This window comes from Clostridium zhoujianii, from assembly GCF_051590805.1.
In the GTDB taxonomy this organism is placed as follows: domain Bacteria; phylum Bacillota; class Clostridia; order Clostridiales; family Clostridiaceae; genus Clostridium.
On the sequence record NZ_JBPUTF010000001.1, the window covers coordinates 1,387,480 to 1,404,480 of the forward strand.

The 17,001-nt window shown below is 30.5% G+C and carries 17 protein-coding genes and 1 other annotated feature; of the genes, 16 read left to right on the forward strand and 1 reads right to left on the reverse strand.

Going from position 1 to position 17,001, the window contains the following annotated elements:
- Positions 1 to 107 precede the first annotated feature (107 nt).
- From cls to ACSYT2_RS06620, 12 genes are all read left to right on the forward strand, one after another.
- The gene (cls, locus tag ACSYT2_RS06565) at positions 108 to 1,643 is read left to right on the forward strand and encodes a cardiolipin synthase (RefSeq protein WP_438384259.1); all 1,536 of its coding nucleotides are present in this window, start codon (positions 108 to 110) and stop codon (positions 1,641 to 1,643) included.
- A gap of 195 nt (positions 1,644 to 1,838) precedes the next feature.
- Complete coding sequence (locus ACSYT2_RS06570; RefSeq protein WP_430856384.1) at positions 1,839 to 2,384, forward strand: NADH peroxidase; 546 nt, start codon at positions 1,839 to 1,841, stop codon at positions 2,382 to 2,384.
- A 16-nt stretch (positions 2,385 to 2,400) separates the two neighbouring features.
- Positions 2,401 to 2,718, forward strand: a complete 318-nt coding sequence (locus tag ACSYT2_RS06575) for a DUF1540 domain-containing protein (protein WP_430856385.1) — start codon at positions 2,401 to 2,403, stop codon at positions 2,716 to 2,718.
- Between the two features lie 90 nt (positions 2,719 to 2,808).
- Positions 2,809 to 4,197 (forward strand): methyl-accepting chemotaxis protein, encoded by a 1,389-nt coding sequence (locus ACSYT2_RS06580; protein ID WP_430856386.1) that lies wholly within the window; start codon positions 2,809 to 2,811, stop codon positions 4,195 to 4,197.
- A gap of 112 nt (positions 4,198 to 4,309) precedes the next feature.
- Positions 4,310 to 4,444: a hypothetical protein gene (locus tag ACSYT2_RS06585; RefSeq protein ID WP_430856387.1), complete on the forward strand. Its 135-nt coding sequence runs from the start codon at positions 4,310 to 4,312 to the stop codon at positions 4,442 to 4,444.
- Positions 4,445 to 4,574: 130 nt separating this feature from the next.
- Positions 4,575 to 5,237, forward strand: coding sequence for a DNA-3-methyladenine glycosylase (locus tag ACSYT2_RS06590; RefSeq protein WP_430856388.1), 663 nt, complete (start codon positions 4,575 to 4,577; stop codon positions 5,235 to 5,237).
- A 51-nt stretch (positions 5,238 to 5,288) separates the two neighbouring features.
- Positions 5,289 to 6,230, forward strand: a complete 942-nt coding sequence (locus tag ACSYT2_RS06595; protein ID WP_430856389.1) for a DUF6414 family protein — start codon at positions 5,289 to 5,291, stop codon at positions 6,228 to 6,230.
- A 234-nt stretch (positions 6,231 to 6,464) separates the two neighbouring features.
- Positions 6,465 to 7,445 (forward strand): diaminopimelate dehydrogenase, encoded by a 981-nt coding sequence (locus ACSYT2_RS06600; RefSeq protein WP_430856390.1) that lies wholly within the window; start codon positions 6,465 to 6,467, stop codon positions 7,443 to 7,445.
- A gap of 133 nt (positions 7,446 to 7,578) precedes the next feature.
- Positions 7,579 to 7,744 (forward strand) — a binding site (T-box leader).
- Positions 7,745 to 7,794: 50 nt separating this feature from the next.
- Positions 7,795 to 8,064 (forward strand): ACT domain-containing protein, encoded by a 270-nt coding sequence (locus ACSYT2_RS06605; RefSeq protein WP_430856391.1) that lies wholly within the window; start codon positions 7,795 to 7,797, stop codon positions 8,062 to 8,064.
- Positions 8,065 to 8,092: 28 nt separating this feature from the next.
- Positions 8,093 to 9,448, forward strand: coding sequence for a PFL family protein (locus tag ACSYT2_RS06610; RefSeq protein ID WP_430856694.1), 1,356 nt, complete (start codon positions 8,093 to 8,095; stop codon positions 9,446 to 9,448).
- 87 nt (positions 9,449 to 9,535) lie between these two features.
- A complete protein-coding gene (locus ACSYT2_RS06615) occupies positions 9,536 to 10,291 on the forward strand; it encodes an exodeoxyribonuclease III (protein ID WP_430856392.1) in 756 nt (251 codons plus the stop codon).
- 68 nt (positions 10,292 to 10,359) lie between these two features.
- Positions 10,360 to 10,629, forward strand: a complete 270-nt coding sequence (locus ACSYT2_RS06620; RefSeq protein ID WP_430856393.1) for a hypothetical protein — start codon at positions 10,360 to 10,362, stop codon at positions 10,627 to 10,629.
- 46 nt (positions 10,630 to 10,675) lie between these two features.
- Here the strand turns inward: ACSYT2_RS06620 and ACSYT2_RS06625 are convergent, their stop codons facing one another.
- Positions 10,676 to 12,091: a spore germination protein gene (locus tag ACSYT2_RS06625; RefSeq protein ID WP_430856394.1), complete on the reverse strand. Its 1,416-nt coding sequence runs from the start codon at positions 12,089 to 12,091 to the stop codon at positions 10,676 to 10,678.
- A 111-nt stretch (positions 12,092 to 12,202) separates the two neighbouring features.
- Between ACSYT2_RS06625 and ACSYT2_RS06630 the strand changes: the two genes are divergently transcribed.
- From ACSYT2_RS06630 to ACSYT2_RS06645, 4 genes are all read left to right on the forward strand, one after another.
- Positions 12,203 to 12,610, forward strand: coding sequence for a hypothetical protein (locus ACSYT2_RS06630; RefSeq protein WP_438384263.1), 408 nt, complete (start codon positions 12,203 to 12,205; stop codon positions 12,608 to 12,610).
- Positions 12,611 to 12,663: 53 nt separating this feature from the next.
- Complete coding sequence (locus ACSYT2_RS06635; RefSeq protein WP_430856397.1) at positions 12,664 to 14,118, forward strand: catalase; 1,455 nt, start codon at positions 12,664 to 12,666, stop codon at positions 14,116 to 14,118.
- A gap of 119 nt (positions 14,119 to 14,237) precedes the next feature.
- Positions 14,238 to 14,978 (forward strand): tetratricopeptide repeat protein, encoded by a 741-nt coding sequence (locus tag ACSYT2_RS06640; RefSeq protein ID WP_438384265.1) that lies wholly within the window; start codon positions 14,238 to 14,240, stop codon positions 14,976 to 14,978.
- 79 nt (positions 14,979 to 15,057) lie between these two features.
- Positions 15,058 to 16,980, forward strand: coding sequence for an ABC-F family ATP-binding cassette domain-containing protein (locus tag ACSYT2_RS06645; RefSeq protein ID WP_430856399.1), 1,923 nt, complete (start codon positions 15,058 to 15,060; stop codon positions 16,978 to 16,980).
- The last annotated feature ends 21 nt before the right edge of the window (positions 16,981 to 17,001 follow it).

Here is a 17,001-nt window from a genome sequence, read left to right on the forward strand (position 1 = left end):
TGATTTAATTTGAAAAATATTATAAAATCATAGATGTAACAAAGTTCTCACTACTCTTATATAGAAATAGTGAGAGCTTTTATTAATACTAAATAAAAGGAGACATAATGAGGGGATTTTTAAAACTACTTTTTAGTAGAGTAGTGATAATAGGATTATTAATTATTGTGCAGCTTTCTATATTAGGAATAGCTATCTGGAAATTAAGTGAATCATTTGTATATTTATATGTATTTTTTGTAATACTTAGCATGGTTGTAGTTGTTTATATTGTAAGTAGGACAGATAATCCTTCTTATAAGTTAGCCTGGGCTATACCTGTTTTACTCTTACCTGTCTTTGGTGGACTTTTCTACCTGCTATTTGGTGGTAAAAAAATGAGTATTAAGCTAAAGAATCAAATTGAATATATTTACTATAAAACCATAGGCTTATTAATACAAGATGAGGATATAATTTTAGAAATTGAAGAACAGGATAAATCAATAGCAAATCAAGTTAGATATGTTAAAGATTATTCTACATATCCAATTTATAAAAATACTATATCAGAATATTTATCACCAGGTGAAGTATTTTATGAAAAACTATTAGAGGAATTAAAAAAAGCAAAACACTATATTTTCATGGAGTACTTTATAATACATGAAGGGGTAATGTGGGATTCAATTTTAGAAGTGCTAGCACAAAAGGTTAAAGAGGGGGTAGATGTTAGACTTATATATGATGATATGGGCTGTATAACTACCTTACCTAAAAGGTATTATGAAAAAATGGAGTCAATGGGAATACAAACCTTTGTCTTTAATCCATTTGTACCTGTACTATCTGTTGTTATGAATAACCGTGACCATAGGAAGATAACCGTTATTGATGGACATACTGCTTTTACTGGAGGTATTAACCTTGCAGATGAATATATCAATGTAAAGGAGCGCTTTGGTCACTGGAAAGATGCTTCTATAATGATTAAGGGTGATGCAGTATGGAACTTTACAGTTATGTTCTTGCAGCTATGGGAGTTTAGAACTAGTGAAGCTATAGAGTATAACAAGTATAGACCTAAAATTCATCATAATGATGAATTTAAAAGTGATGGATACGTTCAACCATATGGGGATAGTCCATATGATAATGAGTTAGTTGGTGAGAATGTATACTTGAACATTATTAATAGAGCAAAAAATTATGTTTATATCAATACTCCCTATTTAATTATAGATAATGAACTAGTTACTGCTCTTACTCTTTCTGCTAAAAGTGGAGTTGATGTTAGAATTGTAACACCTCATATTGAAGATAAATGGTATGCACATATTGTTACTAGAGCTTATTATGGACAATTAATAGAAGCAGGAATAAAGATATATGAATATACACCTGGCTTCATTCATAGTAAAACCTTTGTTGCAGACGATGAAGTAGGTACAATTGGAACTATTAATATGGACTATAGGAGTTTATATCTTCACTTTGAATGTGGTGTTCTGTTATATAAAACAAAATCAATATTACAAATTAAAGAAGATTTCTTGAAAACCCTTGAAGTTTGTAAGTCTATTACTTTAGAGGATACAAAGAAAGTTAAGTGGTCAAATAGATTCTTGAGAGCTATACTAAAGGTTTTCGCACCATTAATGTAAAAAATATTGGTGCTATTGAGTTTAAGATAGTCTTGTGGAAAATGGTAAATGAAATAACAATATTGCTCTTTTAAACTATCAAGGGTAACCTACCGGCAGTCTAATAATTGACTGTCGGTATTATTTTTTTTATAGGAATTATTTTCAGAAAGTAAGGAATAATATAAATGAAATTCTATTTTAAGGAGGAAGAAAATGAAGAAATATATTTGTACTATCTGTGGCTATGTGCATGAAGGTACTGAACCACCAGAGATATGTCCTGTATGCAAAGCTGACAAAACAAAATTTGAAGAGGTTAAAGGTGAACTTCAATGGGCGGATGAACATAGAATTGGTGTAGGTAAAGATTTAGCATCAGATATAATTGATGATTTGAGAGCTAACTTTATGGGCGAATGCACTGAAGTTGGTATGTATATAGCTATGTCAAGGCAAGCCGATAGAGAGGGATATCCTGAAGTTGGAGAAGCTTATAAAAGGATAGCATGGGAAGAAGCAGAACACGCAGCTAAATTTGCTGAAATTCTTGGTGAAGTAGTGGTTGCTGATACTAAAGCAAACTTGCAAGCAAGAGTTGAGGCAGAATATGGTGCATGTGAAGGAAAGAAAAAGCTAGCAACCAAAGCAAAAGAACAAAATCTTGATGCAATACATGATACAGTTCATGAAATGTGTAAGGATGAAGCAAGACATGGAAGAGCTTTTAAGGGATTGCTAGATAGATACTTTAATAAATAAAAGGAAGGTAGATATAATGAGTAAAATTGATTGTACAGTAAATAATTGTTCACATAATAAAAAGGGTTCTTGTTATGCAAATAGAGTTAATATTGGTGGCAAGTCAGCAGAAAAAGATGATGAAACATGTTGTGGTTCATTTTTAAATGAAATGTTATATAGTGACTTAACTAATAATGCTTATAGTCAAGGTTCCTGTGACTGTTTAGTATGCCATGTAAAATCATGTAATTTTAATGAAAATTCCCTATGTTCTCTTGATGACATACAAGTTGGAGGTGAAAATGTAGAAATCTACACTCAGACTTGTTGTAGGAGTTTTGAATCAAAATAATAGTTTAAATAATAGTTTGATTAACTTTTAACAAGATGATATTATTAAACTATGGGAAAAATGTAATTTAAAGGGGATGTGGGTGTATTTATGAGACTAAACGCAAAATTTGATGATAGAAAAAGTTTCAAGTTTGATGTAACTAAAAGGACAGTACTAATTTTATCCATTGTAATTTTACCTATAATAGGTATATCAAGGTTAATTTCTGGCCAATTAATTGTAAAGAGTATGGATGGAGTCATTCCATATAATAAAATAAAGGAAATAAGTGACTCAATAAGTTATTCGCTAAATATCACAATGATGATAACTTTTGTAATAGCAATAGCTGCACTAATAGCAACAGGAGTTTACTCATGGAAATACTTTGGGAAAACCGCCAGGCTTTTAAATGGCTTAAGATTGCATATAGAATATTTAACAAATGGTGTATATCATTACACTATTAAGGATAAATACTTTAAAAGGGAAGATGAAATTGGTGCTATTTGTAGAGCTCTTGATAAGATGCAAAAATCAACAATAGAAATGATTAATGACTTGAAAAATTCTACTGAATCTATGAATACTAAATCCATATCACTTTCAAATGTTTCAACAGAATTAAAGGACTCAACTAGTAATATAACTTTATCAATTAATAATATTGTGAAAGGAATATCTGGTGAGTCATCAGATATTGAAAATATAGTTAATAAAATAAATGAGTTTACTGAAATACTTCAAGAGGCAGTTGAGAATATTGAAATAGTTTCTAAAATGGCTACAACTGTTGACGAGAATGCAGTCGAAAGTAATAGGGATTTAAGCCAATTAACTCGATCCCTAGAGGGATTCAATTCAATTTTCATGACATTCTTAGAAACCTTAAAAGTAATGAATGACAATATTAAAAAGGTAAATGATATTACTGATTTAATAAACAATGTTGCAGAACAAACAAATTTACTTGCACTAAATGCGGCAATTGAAGCAGCTAGAGCTGGTGATGCTGGCAAAGGATTTACTGTAGTTGCTGAAGAGATAAGAAAATTATCAGAAAAGACTAAAGAGTCATCAATTTCAATAAATCAATTAATTACAAATGTTTTAGATAATTCACAAAATTTAGTTAAAGATACTGCAAATATGAAAGTTGAATTGGATAAACAAAGTCTTGGAGTTAATAATTCTATAAAGTCATTTAACACAATATCAAATTCAGTAGCTCAAATGTCACCTAAGATAGCTAATATAGCAAAAAACTCAAATGAAATCTATATAAGTAGTAGTGAAATAATGAATAGAATACAACATTTATCTTCTGTAAATCAAGAAATATTTGTTTCTGCTGAAGAAATAGCAGCAACTTCTCAAACAACTAAAAGATATTCGAATAGTTTAGCTGAAGACGCTGCAGAATTAAGACATAATGCTGATAATACTTCTATTTATATAAATAAATTCATATTAGAAGGCCCAGAAGTAGAAGATTAGAAAATAAACATATTTTGTTCCAAGATTATCTTAGAGTATATTCTTTATAAATGTACAAACTAATAATTGAAAGTACTTAAAAATAAGGAATAAAGTTTAGGAGGTTTTTAATATGAAAAATAAAACAATGAAAAAAATGAAAAAAGGTTTAATGAAAAGTAATTTTGTAATGGAGATTGCAGAAGATATGTTAGATATGGCTGTTATTGCTAAAAGTTTAAAAAGAATGTCTAGAAAAAGAAGGTAATTTATAACAATGAAAAATTTGGTAAATTTTAAGAGAGAGCTTATAGTTCTCTCTTATTTTACTATATAAATAAATAATATTATAAACAATTGGTGTTAAGCATAACTATTTCAGTAAGGAGTTATATAATATGAAGGTATTAAAGGAAGATTTCTACGGTAGAAGAACTTTAACAGTTGCAAAGGATTTATTAGGTAAGTATTTAGTACATGAAGTAGACGGGAATTTAATTGGGGGAAAAATAGTTGAAACGGAAGGTTATTTAGGAGTAAAAGATAAGGCAGCTCATGTATATGGAGGTAAAAAAACTGAAAGAGTTAAACCTCTTTATGGAAAGGAAGGGACTGCATATATATATCAAATTTATGGAATGTACTATTGTTTAAATGCAATTACCGAAAGAGAAGGAGAGCCTCAAGGAGTTTTAATAAGAGCATTGGAACCATTGTATGGACTAAATTTTATATCAAATAGACGCTTTGGAAAGGATTATAATGACTTAAAGAAAAGAGAAATCTTAAATTTAACATCAGGGCCATCTAAATTATGTAAAGCTTTAGATATAGATAAGAGTTTAAATAATAGAATGCTCTGGGATAATGAAATATATATTTTAGATCGAGATGTAGAGTTGTTAAATATATTTGAAATAGAAGAGGATAAAACAGGAACTATAGTTGAAAGCAAACGTATAGGAATAGATTATGCTGAAGAGGCAAAGGACTTCTTATATAGATTTTATTATAGTGATAACCCTTATGTTTCTAAAAAAGATAAGTCAGTCATAAAATAATAAAGAGTATAGTAAAATGAATATGAAACAATCATTCGAGGATGTGAATTTATGGATGATTATACTCTTGCGTTACTTATGTATTTAGACGAAGGTCTTGTTAGAAACATGTCTTCTTTTGTATTAAATGGATATATAGATATTAGAACGACAAGGTTAACTCAAGATAAAACCTTTATAGGATCAGCAGGAAGTGATTTTAGGGAACATATATCTGATGATGATAGATGCACCGAAGATGAAAGAGACGGTTATAAGGGCACTAATTATACCAGTGGGGCTCATAATGAGAATACAAATAATAATCGTGCTGGAGTAGAAAGTAGAGATTTTATTAGAAGGGAAGAGGAAATTAAAAAGATATACACAACCTTTACTCTACATGGTCAGCTAATAACAGAATTAACCAATAAAAATTCAGTGAAAAATTTTGAGGATAAAACTATTAAAGTAGGCGAAGTTAAAGAAGGAGATTATGTTAAAATTCATGGTAAACTAACTTCTGAATCTGTTAATTCGTACTTAGATTCCTTATTAACAGTATTTGATTGCTTTGGATGCGGAACTTTAGACAAAATGTTACCTAGCAATAAAGAAAATTTTTATAACTTTGATAATATGAATAAGATGATTTCACATTTAAATGGAATTCTTAATAAAAATTCTACTCAAGATATGATATTAATGTGTGGTAATACACCAGTAGTACTTAATGTAAATAGTAATTTCTTTATGAATAATAATGCTTATATCTATGATAAGGTGAATTGTCCTTGTACAGTTTTTGGGAAAGTAGTTAGTATAGCAACAGATGGAGAATGTATTAGTTTATTACGAAAAACTGCGCAACATGATTATTATGAGAAGATAATAAAAAATTGCTGCACATATTGTGATATTTTAAATTCAAATGGTATTTTTATGCCTAAAGCACCCAGACTAAAGTGTGAAGGAGTATCTTTAGTTGTAATTCCTATAAGTATATGTATGTAATATATAAGGACTAAGTTTGGCTTAGTCTTTATTGTATATATACATAATAAAAAATATGAAATGATTTAATGAAAAGTTAAAAACAGGTGATAATATAATAGTATTAATCAAATTTATTTACAAAATAATTAATATTTTTTTGAATTTTCAATGAAAATTGTATTGAAAAGATTTATTATTAATTATCCATGTGGTAAAATAATCACAAATATAAATTTATTAGGAGGATAGTATATGGAAAAAAAGATTAAAGTTGGTATAGTAGGTTATGGTAACTTAGGAAAAGGCGTTAAAAAAGCTTTAAATCAAAATCCTGATATGGAATTAGAGGCAATATTCACAAGAAGAGAAGTGAACACTGTTGTTTCTGATGATTCTAATATGGTACATATATCAAAAATATCTGATTATAAAGATAAAATAGATGTTATGATACTTTGTGGTGGTTCAGCAACTGATTTAAGAGAGCAAGGACCAATGGTAGCAGAAATGTTTAATACTGTTGATAGCTTTGATACTCATGCTAAAATTCCTGACTATTTTGCACATATGGATGAGGTTGCAAAGAATTCAGGAAACTTAAGTATTATATCAGTAGGTTGGGATCCAGGTTTATTTTCACTTAACAGATTAATGGGGCATGTAGTCTTACCAAAAGGTGAAGACTTTACCTTCTGGGGTAAGGGTGTAAGCCAAGGGCACTCAGACGCAATTAGAAGAGTTGACGGAGTTAAGAATGGTATTCAATATACTGTACCTGTAGAATCAGCTTTAGAAAAAGTAAGATCAGGAGAAAATCCAGAGCTTACTACAAGAGAAAAACATGAAAGAGTTTGTTACGTAGTTGCAGAAGAGGGAGCGGATCTTAAAAAGATAGAAGAAACTATTGTAAATATGCCAAACTACTTCTCAGATTATAATACAACTGTGAACTTTATTTCAGAGGAAGAACTAAAAAGAGACCATGCAGGGATGCCACATGGTGGTTTAGTTATAAGAACAGGAGTTACAGGAGAGAATACAAAACAAAAGATTGAATTCCAATTACAATTAGATAGTAATCCTGAATTCACATCAAGTGTATTAGTTGCTTATGCTAGAGCAATTTATAAATTATCAAAAGAAGGAAAGACTGGTGCATGTACTGTATTTGATATTCCATTTGGTTATCTGTCACCTAAGTCACCAGCAGAATTAAGAAAAGAATTATTATAATATTTAAGCCCTAAAGGCTCTAAGCCCTTAGGGCTTCTTTATATACGAAAATCAAAAATAAATAAACTGATAAGAATAATAAAAGAAAATTGACAAATTGAATTGAATTATATAAAATAAGTATACAATGTAATAATTTGTGACGAAGAGGAAGAGTAATAGTATTATCTTTTAAGAGAGGTTACGGTAGGTGAAAGTAACTAAGAAAGTATTATGAAGGGAGCCTTTGAGCAGATATAACGTAAAGTAGGGCTTATGCCAAGAAGGGTGGAACCGCGGAATTATATTTCGTCCCTTTGTTTGGTATAGCTCTTTTATTTTATAAAAAATTAATTAAGGAGATGGTATTATGAAATCAATATTAACAGTAATAGGAAAAGATCAAGTAGGGATAATTGCAGGAATAAGTAATGAGTTAAGTAAATTCAATATAAATATCCTAAATGTTAATCAAACGATTATGGATGGATATTTTACTATGATAATGATGTTAGATGGGGCTAATTCAAATAGTAACTTTGAAGAAGTTCAAAATGGGTTAATAGCTAAAGGACAAGAATTGAAGGTAGAGGTTAAAATCCAAAGAGAAGAAATATTTAACTCAATGCACACATTATAATTTAGGGGGTACATAAATGAATACAGATATTAATACTCAAAATATTTTAGAGACCATAAAGATGATAGAGGAAGAAAAGTTAGATATAAGAACTATAACTATGGGTATTTCTCTTTTAGATTGTATAGATTCTGATGGTGATAAGGCTAGAGCTAAAATATATGATAAAATCACTAGATCAGCTGAAAACTTAGTTAAAGTTGGAGATGAAATAGGAAATGAATTCGGTATTCCAATAGTTAATAAGAGAGTATCTGTAACTCCAATGTCAATAATTTGTGGTGCAACAGATGAAGATAACTACGTGAAATTTGCAGAAACTTTAGATAAGGCTGCTGATACATTGGGCATAGATTTCTTAGGTGGATTTTCAGCCCTAGTTCATAAAGGATATACAAAAGGAGATAGAATATTAATAGAATCAATACCAGAAGCACTTGCTAGAACTAAGAAAGTTTGCTCATCAGTAAATGTTGGATCATCTAAGTGTGGAATTAATATGGATGCAGTAAGACAAATGGGGGAGATAATAAAGCAAACTGCTGAACTTACTAGGGATGCAAAGGGATTTGGCTGTGCAAAGCTAGTAGTTTTTGCAAATGCAGTAGAAGATAATCCATTTATGGCTGGAGCATTCCATGGTGTTGGAGAAGCTGACAAAATAATTAATGTTGGCGTTAGCGGACCAGGAGTTGTTCAACGAGCCTTAGAAAAAGTTAAGGGTCAGTCTATAGATGTTGTTGCTGAAACTATTAAAAAGACTTCATTTAAGATAACAAGAATGGGACAATTAGTTGCTCAAGAAGCTTCTAAGAGACTTGATGTACCATTTGGTATAGTAGATTTATCATTAGCTCCAACTCCTGCAATAGGAGATTCAGTTGCTCATATTTTAGAAGAGATGGGTCTTGAAACAGTAGGTACTCATGGTACTACTTGTGCCCTTGCAATGCTTAATGATGCTGTTAAGAAGGGCGGTGTTATGGCCTGTAGTCATGTTGGTGGCTTAAGTGGAGCTTTTATACCTGTTTCAGAAGATGCTGGAATGATAGATGCTGTTGTTAGTGGTTCATTAAACTTAGAAAAGCTTGAAGCTATGACTTGTGTTTGCTCAGTTGGTCTTGATATGATAGCTGTCCCAGGTGAAACACCTGCCTCTTCAATAGCGGCAATGATTGCTGATGAAGCTGCAATAGGCGTAATCAATAATAAAACTACAGCAGTTAGAATAATTCCTGCACCAGGATGTAAAGTTGGTGATATGGTAGAATTCGGAGGATTACTGGGTACTGCACCTGTTATGAAGGTCAATGGTAATTCTTCTGAGTTATTTATTGCTAGAGGTGGTAGAATGCCAGCTCCAATACATTCATTTAAAAACTAATAATAAAAGTTATGGAGAGTAGGTAATCTTTTATTCTACTCTCCTTTATGTTATACTTTTACTATATAATTTTATGGAGGTAAACTTATGAAAAAAATGATTTCATGGAATGTTAACGGCTTAAGAGCAGCTGTTACAAAAGGTTTCGTCGATATATTTAATGAAATAGATGCAGATATTTTTTGTCTGCAAGAAACAAAATTACAAGAGGGGCAAATTGATTTAGATTTACCTGGTTATCATCAATACTGGAACTATGCAGAGAAGAAAGGCTATTCCGGAACTGCAATGTTTTCCAAGGAAGAAGCACTAAGCGTTGCTTATGGTATTGGTATAGAGGAGCATGATAAGGAAGGAAGAGTAATCACTTTAGAATTTGATGATTATTATGTTATTACTGTATATACCCCAAATTCACAAAATGAGTTGGCTAGACTACCTTATAGAATGACTTGGGAAGATGCCTTTAAGAGTTACTTAAAAAAATTAGAAGAAAAGAAACCAGTGATAGTTTGTGGGGATTTAAATGTTGCTCATAAGGAGATAGATTTAAAAAATCCTAAGACTAACAGAAAAAACGCTGGGTTCTCTGATGAAGAAAGAGCAAAAATGACAGAATTGCTTAATGATGGATTTATTGATACCTTTAGATATTTCTATCCTGATTTAGAAGGAGCATATTCTTGGTGGTCATACAGGTTTAATGCAAGGAAAAATAATGCAGGGTGGAGAATTGACTATTTCTTAACATCAGCTATATTAAAGGATAGGTTAAAAAGTGCTAAGATACATAACGAAATTATGGGATCAGATCACTGTCCAGTTGAGTTAGTTATAGAATAGATTTTTTATAAGGATATACTGTGATATAATTAATCAAGATTTTTTAATTGTTGGGAGTGATTGAGTAGATGAGTAATATTTCAGGTGTTGGAATACTTTTAAGTATTCTTGTTATAGGTTTATTTTGTGTAGAGGGTACTCTACTTATAAGAGCAATAAATAAAAAGAAGAGATTAGGTATTCATCTATTAGGTGTTATAGCTACATTATTGATTTCAATTTTAACAGTACTTCAATCAATAGGAATAAATATAGCTTCGCCTACTTTAGCAATAATAGCATTTATATTGGCAACACTATTTTTCTTAGTTTTATCATTTGACACTTTAAAAGTTTAGTAAATTAATAAAAAAGTAAAGGCAAGTATCTTTAAGATACTTGCCTTTACTTTTTACGACTTTTAATAGCAGTTCTAAATAATACATTAGATAATGCATTCCAATTAAAAGGTATTAAAGGATATAAGTAGGGATCACCAGTTAAGGTTTTAGTAGTTGCGATCATAATAATAGATAGGATAATCCCTATAATAAGTCCTGGTCCTTTAAAGAAAGCAGTAACAATTAATAAGAATATCCTAAAAAACTTTACGGCATAGCCAAGTTCTACAGACTGCTGTGTAAAACTAGCTAAAGCAACAATTGCCATATAGAGTATGCTATGAGGGATAAACCACCCAGTTGACACGGAAAATTCGCCAAGTATTAGGGCACCTACAACTGAGAGTGACATTCCCAGAGAGCTAGGTGTATTTAATGAAGCTTGTCGCAGTCCATCAATTGCAACTTCTAAAATCAAGAATTGTATTAATAAAGGAATACTATACTTTTCTGTTGGTAACATAAACTGTAACCAATCTGGTAATGCTGTACCCATCTCTACAATAAGTATATATAAAGGTGTCAGAAATAATGTTCCAATGAGAATTAAGTTACGTATAAATCTTATATAGTTACCAGTTAATATAGGTGAATAATAATCGTCTATATCCTGTAAAAAATCAAAAATACTTGTAGGCATTAATAATGCAGAAGGGTTATTATCCACTAATAAAACAATTTTACCCTCCATTAAATGAGAAGCTGTTACATCTGGTCTTTCTGAATATCTAACTTTAGGTAAAGTATTATACCATTTTTTCTTATTAATACATTCTATTAAGCTTTGATCTCCAAGAGTTAATGCATCTACCTCTATTTCATCTAAGAGTTTCTTGATTAAATCTAAGGATTTTTTATCAACTCTATTTTCAATATATGAAATAGCAACATCAGTTTTTGATTCCTCTCCTATAGTAAGCATCTCAAACCTAAGTTTAGGATCTCTAATTCTTCTTCTTATTAAAGCACTATTAAATACAATTGTCTCCACAAATCCATCTCTTGCACCTCTAAGTACTTTTTCTTTATCAGGCTCCTGAGGACCTCTTGCTGGGTAGGTCCTAAGATCTAGCATTATACATTCCTTAAAGCCTTCAATTACCATACAAGTTTGACCTGATAATACAGCTTTTATAATTATATCTAAATCTTCCTCTAAGGTAACTTCTATTGCGCTAATACAAGTATCTTTAATTTCAGATACAGATTTGGCATTATTGATGTTATCACTTTTATATATGGATAGTGTTGTAATTAAATCCTGCAAGCTTTCATCTTTAACAAATCCGTCTATAAAGAAGAAAATAACTTTCCTATTTCCTAAAATAATATCTTTTTTAAGCATATCATAGGTTTTGCCAAAACCTAAGCTATCTTTAAGGATATCAATATTTTTATTAAAATCTTCGGTTAATTTCATTTCTACACCTCTCACTAAGTATTACACTATTGATATTAGGATGCACAACTTGTAAAATAATATACTTTCTTGTAAAATGCTAAATATGACTAAAGACAAAGGGTGGAAGTAATGATTAGAATTAAGCTTGAGAAAAACAAAAGAAATGAGCCTATATTTAAAATCGGCATAAATGATAAAGATTTAGAAGAATATAAATTTTTAAAGCGAGGACTTTTAGAAGGAAAGAGTTTGAAGGGGAGATATAACTATCAAGTGCCCATTAGATTTTTTGAGCCTATAATAAGGAATTTAGATCCTGAGAATATTGCATTAGATAAAAACTCACTTTTATATTTTCTAGAGTTTTCCGATGATTATGATGAAATTTATTACTATAAAACTGAAGCTGATGCAAGATATATGAAAAAGTGGAGAGATGAGGGATGTCCTAATATTTATAAAATTATGTTGGATAAGGACAAATGTACAATAAGCAAAGAAATTGCTTTTAAGAGAATAAGAAACTTTATAACATAATAGCTTGATTATTTAAATATACTGAACTGATAAATAATATGTTGGAGGACATAATGTCTTCAAAGAATAAAAAGAAGAAAGAATTTCTAACTACAAATACCGGAGCACCAATTTCAGATGATATGAACTCTGTTACTGTAGGGGAAAGTGGTCCTACTTTGCTCCAAGATGTACAGTTTTTAGAGAAAATGGGACACTTTGATAGAGAGAGGATACCAGAAAGGGTTGTTCATGCTAAGGGCGCAGGAGCACATGGTTTTTTTAAGTTAGAAAGATCTATGGCCCAATATACTTATGCTAAGGTTTTTAATGAAATGGATTGTGAAACTCCTGTATTCGTAAGATTCTCAACTGTAATAGGATCAAAAGGTTCTGCTGATACAGTGAGAGATCCTAGAGGTTTCGCAGTTAAGTTTTATACTAAGGAAGGTGTTTATGATATTGCAGGGAATGATTTGCCAGTTTTTTTTATTAGGGATGCAATAAAATTTCCTGATTTAATACATTCACTTAAGCCTTCACCAGATGATAATATTATAGACCACAGTAGATTCTGGGATTTTATGTCTCAGACACCTGAAGCAACTCATATGATTACTTGGTTATATTCAGATAGGGGAACTATTAAAAGCTATAGAAAGATAGAGGGCTTTGGAGTAAATACCTTCATATGGGTTAATAAAAATGGTGGAAGAGTATATGTAAAATATCATTGGAAACCACTAGCTGGCGTAGAAACAATAACTAGGCAAGAAGCAGAAATGCTTTCAGGCCTTGATCCCGATATAGCTACTAGGGACTTATATGATACTCTTAATTCTGGAGAGAAAGTAGAGTATGATTTGTATGTACAGATAATGGGATTGGAAGAGGGAGATAATCAATATTTTGATCCATTAGATGATACTAAAACCTGGCCAGAAGATATATTTCCTTTAATAAAGGTAGGAAAAATGTCTTTAACTAATGCACCGGATAACTTCTTCCAAGAGGTTGAGCAGTCAGCATTTGCCCCTTCGAATTTGATACCAGGGGTAGAGGCTTCGGCGGATAAAATGCTTCAGGGAAGACTATTTGCATACCATGATACGCAACTTCATAGGGTAGGACCTAATTTTATGCAGCTACCAATTAATAAGCCTATGAATAAAGTTGCTAATAATACTCAGGAAGGATTTATGAGGTATGCCTCTAGTAGTGGTAGGATAAACTATTACCCAAGTACAATTAGTGATGATAATCCATCTGAGGCTAATAAAATAACTAAAACTAATCTTCACATATGTGGTGAAATAAATGGTCAAAAAATCTGTAAAACTGAAGACTTTAGACAAGCTGGTGAAAGATATAGATTATTATGTGATAAAGATAAGGAAAATTTAATTGATAATATAGTTGATGATATGTGGTCATCAGCTAAAGAAGTAAAATACAAAATGATAGAGTACTTTACAATGGCTGATAAGGATTTTGGAAGAAAAGTTAAAAAGGGATTAAAATTAAGTTAGATGGATTAAGAGGTTACTATATAGTAGTAACCTCTTAATTTAATTTGAGTAAAGGTTCACAATGGGATATAATAATATTTATATTAGTAATTAAAGCTGTACAGGAAGGGGATTTTAATTTGGATAATAATACATATAAGTTGAAATTACAGAAACTTAAAGGAACTTGGGTAACCTATTTTATCATAGCAGGAATAGGCTTATTTTTTCTTAATAATATTTTAGGTCTTGGAGTATTATTAATTGGTATTGCCTTAATGATTGTGGTAAAAAAGAATCCTGAAAACACATCAGCACTATATTATAATATGGCTTTTAATTTATACAATAAAGGAGATAAAACTAAATCAAAACAAGCTTTACTGGCGGCAATTAATTATAATAAGCTAAACAAAGATGCCTATTTCTTTTTAGGATGTATATATTTTGATGAGAAAGACTATACAAATGCACTAACATATCTAAAAAAAGGTGGCGTAGATAAAATAGAGGATCCAAGCTTAGTTTATGTTCTAGGTAGGTGTTATTATCATGAAGAGAATTATGAAAAGGCTATTCACTATCTAGAAATGATAAGTTATGATAATATGAAAGAGTTAGAAAGAGAAAGGTTATTTACACTAGGAAAAGCTTATTCTGAAATTGATGACTATGTAAAGGGAGCGGAAGCTTTAGAAAAAGCAAATATATCAATGGATGAACTTAAGGGTGATTCTCTAGAGTATTGTTATTATCTAGCAGTAGCTTATTCTAATATCGATAAAGATATAGAAGCAAAAGAACTAATAAAGAAAGTTTATGAAGTAGACAGGCATTATAAGTATATAGATATTTATGCAAAACAAATAGGAATAGCTTAACAAAAAAGGACTTGTTGAATAACAAGTCCTTTTTTGTTAACATAAGATAAGTACAATGTAAAGAAAAGGAGTAATTAAAATGAATTTAGTTACATTAGATAATATAAGTAAAAGTTATAGCGAAAAGATACTTCTAAAAAATATATCCTTAGGGATTAATGAGGGAGATAAAATCGGTATCATTGGTATAAATGGTGCTGGTAAATCTACTTTGTTAAAAATAGTAACTGGTAAGGATGAATTCTTTGATGGAAGTATAACTAAAGGAAAGAATGTAAGAATAGAATACTTATCACAATCACCTAATTTTATAGAAGAAGCAACAGTATTAGAACAAATATTTAGAGGCGATACTAAGGAAATGAAGATCCTTATGGAATATGAGGATATCATAGAGAAGTTAAATAAGGGTATAAGTGATGAAAAGTTAAATGAAAGATTATTACATCTTCAAGAACAAATAGATGGCTTAAATTTATGGGACTTAGAAAGTGAAGCTAAAAGTATACTTAATAAGCTAGGAATAAAGAATTATGAAGATAAAATAAAGAACTTATCTGGAGGGCAAAAGAAAAGAGTTGCCCTTGCATCTGCGTTAATTACGCCTTGTGAGCTTTTAGTGTTAGATGAGCCTACTAACCATCTAGATTCTGATTCAATAGAATGGTTAGAGGACTATTTAAATTCTAGAAAAGGAGCTCTATTAATGATTACCCATGATAGATATTTTTTAGATAGGGTATCAAATAGAATTATTGAACTAGATAGGGGAAATCTTTATATATACGATGGTAACTACACAAGTTTCTTAGAACAAAAGATGGAAAGAATAGAAAATGAAGAGGCTCAAGAAGAAAAAAGACAATCACTAATTAAGAAAGAGTTAAAATGGGTTAGAAGAGGAGCTAAAGCTCGAACTACAAAACAAAAAGCAAGACTCCAAAGATTTGATGAACTTATTAATAGAGAATATATAAAACAAGAAACAGATATAGATATATCATTTGTAGGTAGTAGACTTGGCAAGAAAATTATCGAGTTAACTGATATTAATAAGGGATATGATGGAAGAGGATTAATTAAGAACTTTAATTATATTTTCAATAAGGAAGATAGAATTGGGATCATCGGAAGAAATGGTGCAGGTAAGACCACACTTATTAATATTCTAAGGGGAAAAATTGAAGCTGATAGTGGAACAATTGACATAGGTGAAACTGTTAAGATTGGATGCTTTGCCCAAGATGATAACCATATGGATCCAAATATGAGGGTTATTGATTACGTAAGAGACGGTGGAGAATATATTCCTGTTGCAGATGGTACTAAGATTATGGCATCTACAATGTGTGAAAGATTCTTATTTGATGGTACAATGCAATATACAAAAATAGAAAAACTTTCTGGTGGGGAACGAAGAAGACTTCATCTTCTAAGAATACTTATGGAAGCACCAAATGTACTTCTTCTAGATGAACCTACAAATGATTTAGATATTAATACACTTAATATCTTAGAGGATTTTCTTGATAGTTTTGTAGGTGTTGTAGTTGTTGTATCCCATGATAGATACTTCTTAGATAGAATATGTAATAAAATATTCTCTTACGAAGAAGCTGGGGAAATAAAACCTTATAACGGCAATTATAGTGATTATCAGATAACAAAGGAATTTGAAAAGTTAGATTCTGCAGATGAAATCAAAAAGGATAAGAAGATTACAGTAGCTAGAACTAAGGAAAGAGACCAAAGACCTAAGTTTACATTTAAAGAAGCTAAAGAATATGAGGAAATCTCTGATGTAATTGAAACTTTAGAAAATAAAGTATCTTCAATTGAAAAAGAAATGGAGAAGAATTCTTCTAGTTATTCTATGCTTGAAGAACTTATGACAGAAAAGAATAATATTGAAGAAGAGCTGCTATTAAAGTATGAACGCTACGAATATTTAGAAGACTTAGCTAACAGAATCGAAGACTATAAAAAAGCCAATTCTAAATAATGATAACCTTTAATAAAAATT

What these genes read in the sequence shown, in the direction of transcription:
- cls (WP_438384259.1), top strand. Translation starts at nt 108, where the DNA reads ATGAGGGGATTTTTAAAACTACTTTTTAGTAGAGTAGTGATAATAGGA.
- ACSYT2_RS06570 (WP_430856384.1), top strand. Translation starts at nt 1,839, where the DNA reads ATGAAGAAATATATTTGTACTATCTGTGGCTATGTGCATGAAGGTACT.
- ACSYT2_RS06575 (WP_430856385.1), top strand. Translation starts at nt 2,401, where the DNA reads ATGAGTAAAATTGATTGTACAGTAAATAATTGTTCACATAATAAAAAG.
- ACSYT2_RS06580 (WP_430856386.1), top strand. Translation starts at nt 2,809, where the DNA reads ATGAGACTAAACGCAAAATTTGATGATAGAAAAAGTTTCAAGTTTGAT.
- ACSYT2_RS06585 (WP_430856387.1), top strand. Translation starts at nt 4,310, where the DNA reads ATGAAAAATAAAACAATGAAAAAAATGAAAAAAGGTTTAATGAAAAGT.
- ACSYT2_RS06590 (WP_430856388.1), top strand. Translation starts at nt 4,575, where the DNA reads ATGAAGGTATTAAAGGAAGATTTCTACGGTAGAAGAACTTTAACAGTT.
- ACSYT2_RS06595 (WP_430856389.1), top strand. Translation starts at nt 5,289, where the DNA reads ATGGATGATTATACTCTTGCGTTACTTATGTATTTAGACGAAGGTCTT.
- ACSYT2_RS06600 (WP_430856390.1), top strand. Translation starts at nt 6,465, where the DNA reads ATGGAAAAAAAGATTAAAGTTGGTATAGTAGGTTATGGTAACTTAGGA.
- ACSYT2_RS06605 (WP_430856391.1), top strand. Translation starts at nt 7,795, where the DNA reads ATGAAATCAATATTAACAGTAATAGGAAAAGATCAAGTAGGGATAATT.
- ACSYT2_RS06615 (WP_430856392.1), top strand. Translation starts at nt 9,536, where the DNA reads ATGAAAAAAATGATTTCATGGAATGTTAACGGCTTAAGAGCAGCTGTT.
- ACSYT2_RS06620 (WP_430856393.1), top strand. Translation starts at nt 10,360, where the DNA reads ATGAGTAATATTTCAGGTGTTGGAATACTTTTAAGTATTCTTGTTATA.
- ACSYT2_RS06625 (WP_430856394.1), bottom strand. Translation starts at nt 12,091, where the DNA reads ATGAAATTAACCGAAGATTTTAATAAAAATATTGATATCCTTAAAGAT.
- ACSYT2_RS06630 (WP_438384263.1), top strand. Translation starts at nt 12,203, where the DNA reads ATGATTAGAATTAAGCTTGAGAAAAACAAAAGAAATGAGCCTATATTT.
- ACSYT2_RS06635 (WP_430856397.1), top strand. Translation starts at nt 12,664, where the DNA reads ATGTCTTCAAAGAATAAAAAGAAGAAAGAATTTCTAACTACAAATACC.
- ACSYT2_RS06645 (WP_430856399.1), top strand. Translation starts at nt 15,058, where the DNA reads ATGAATTTAGTTACATTAGATAATATAAGTAAAAGTTATAGCGAAAAG.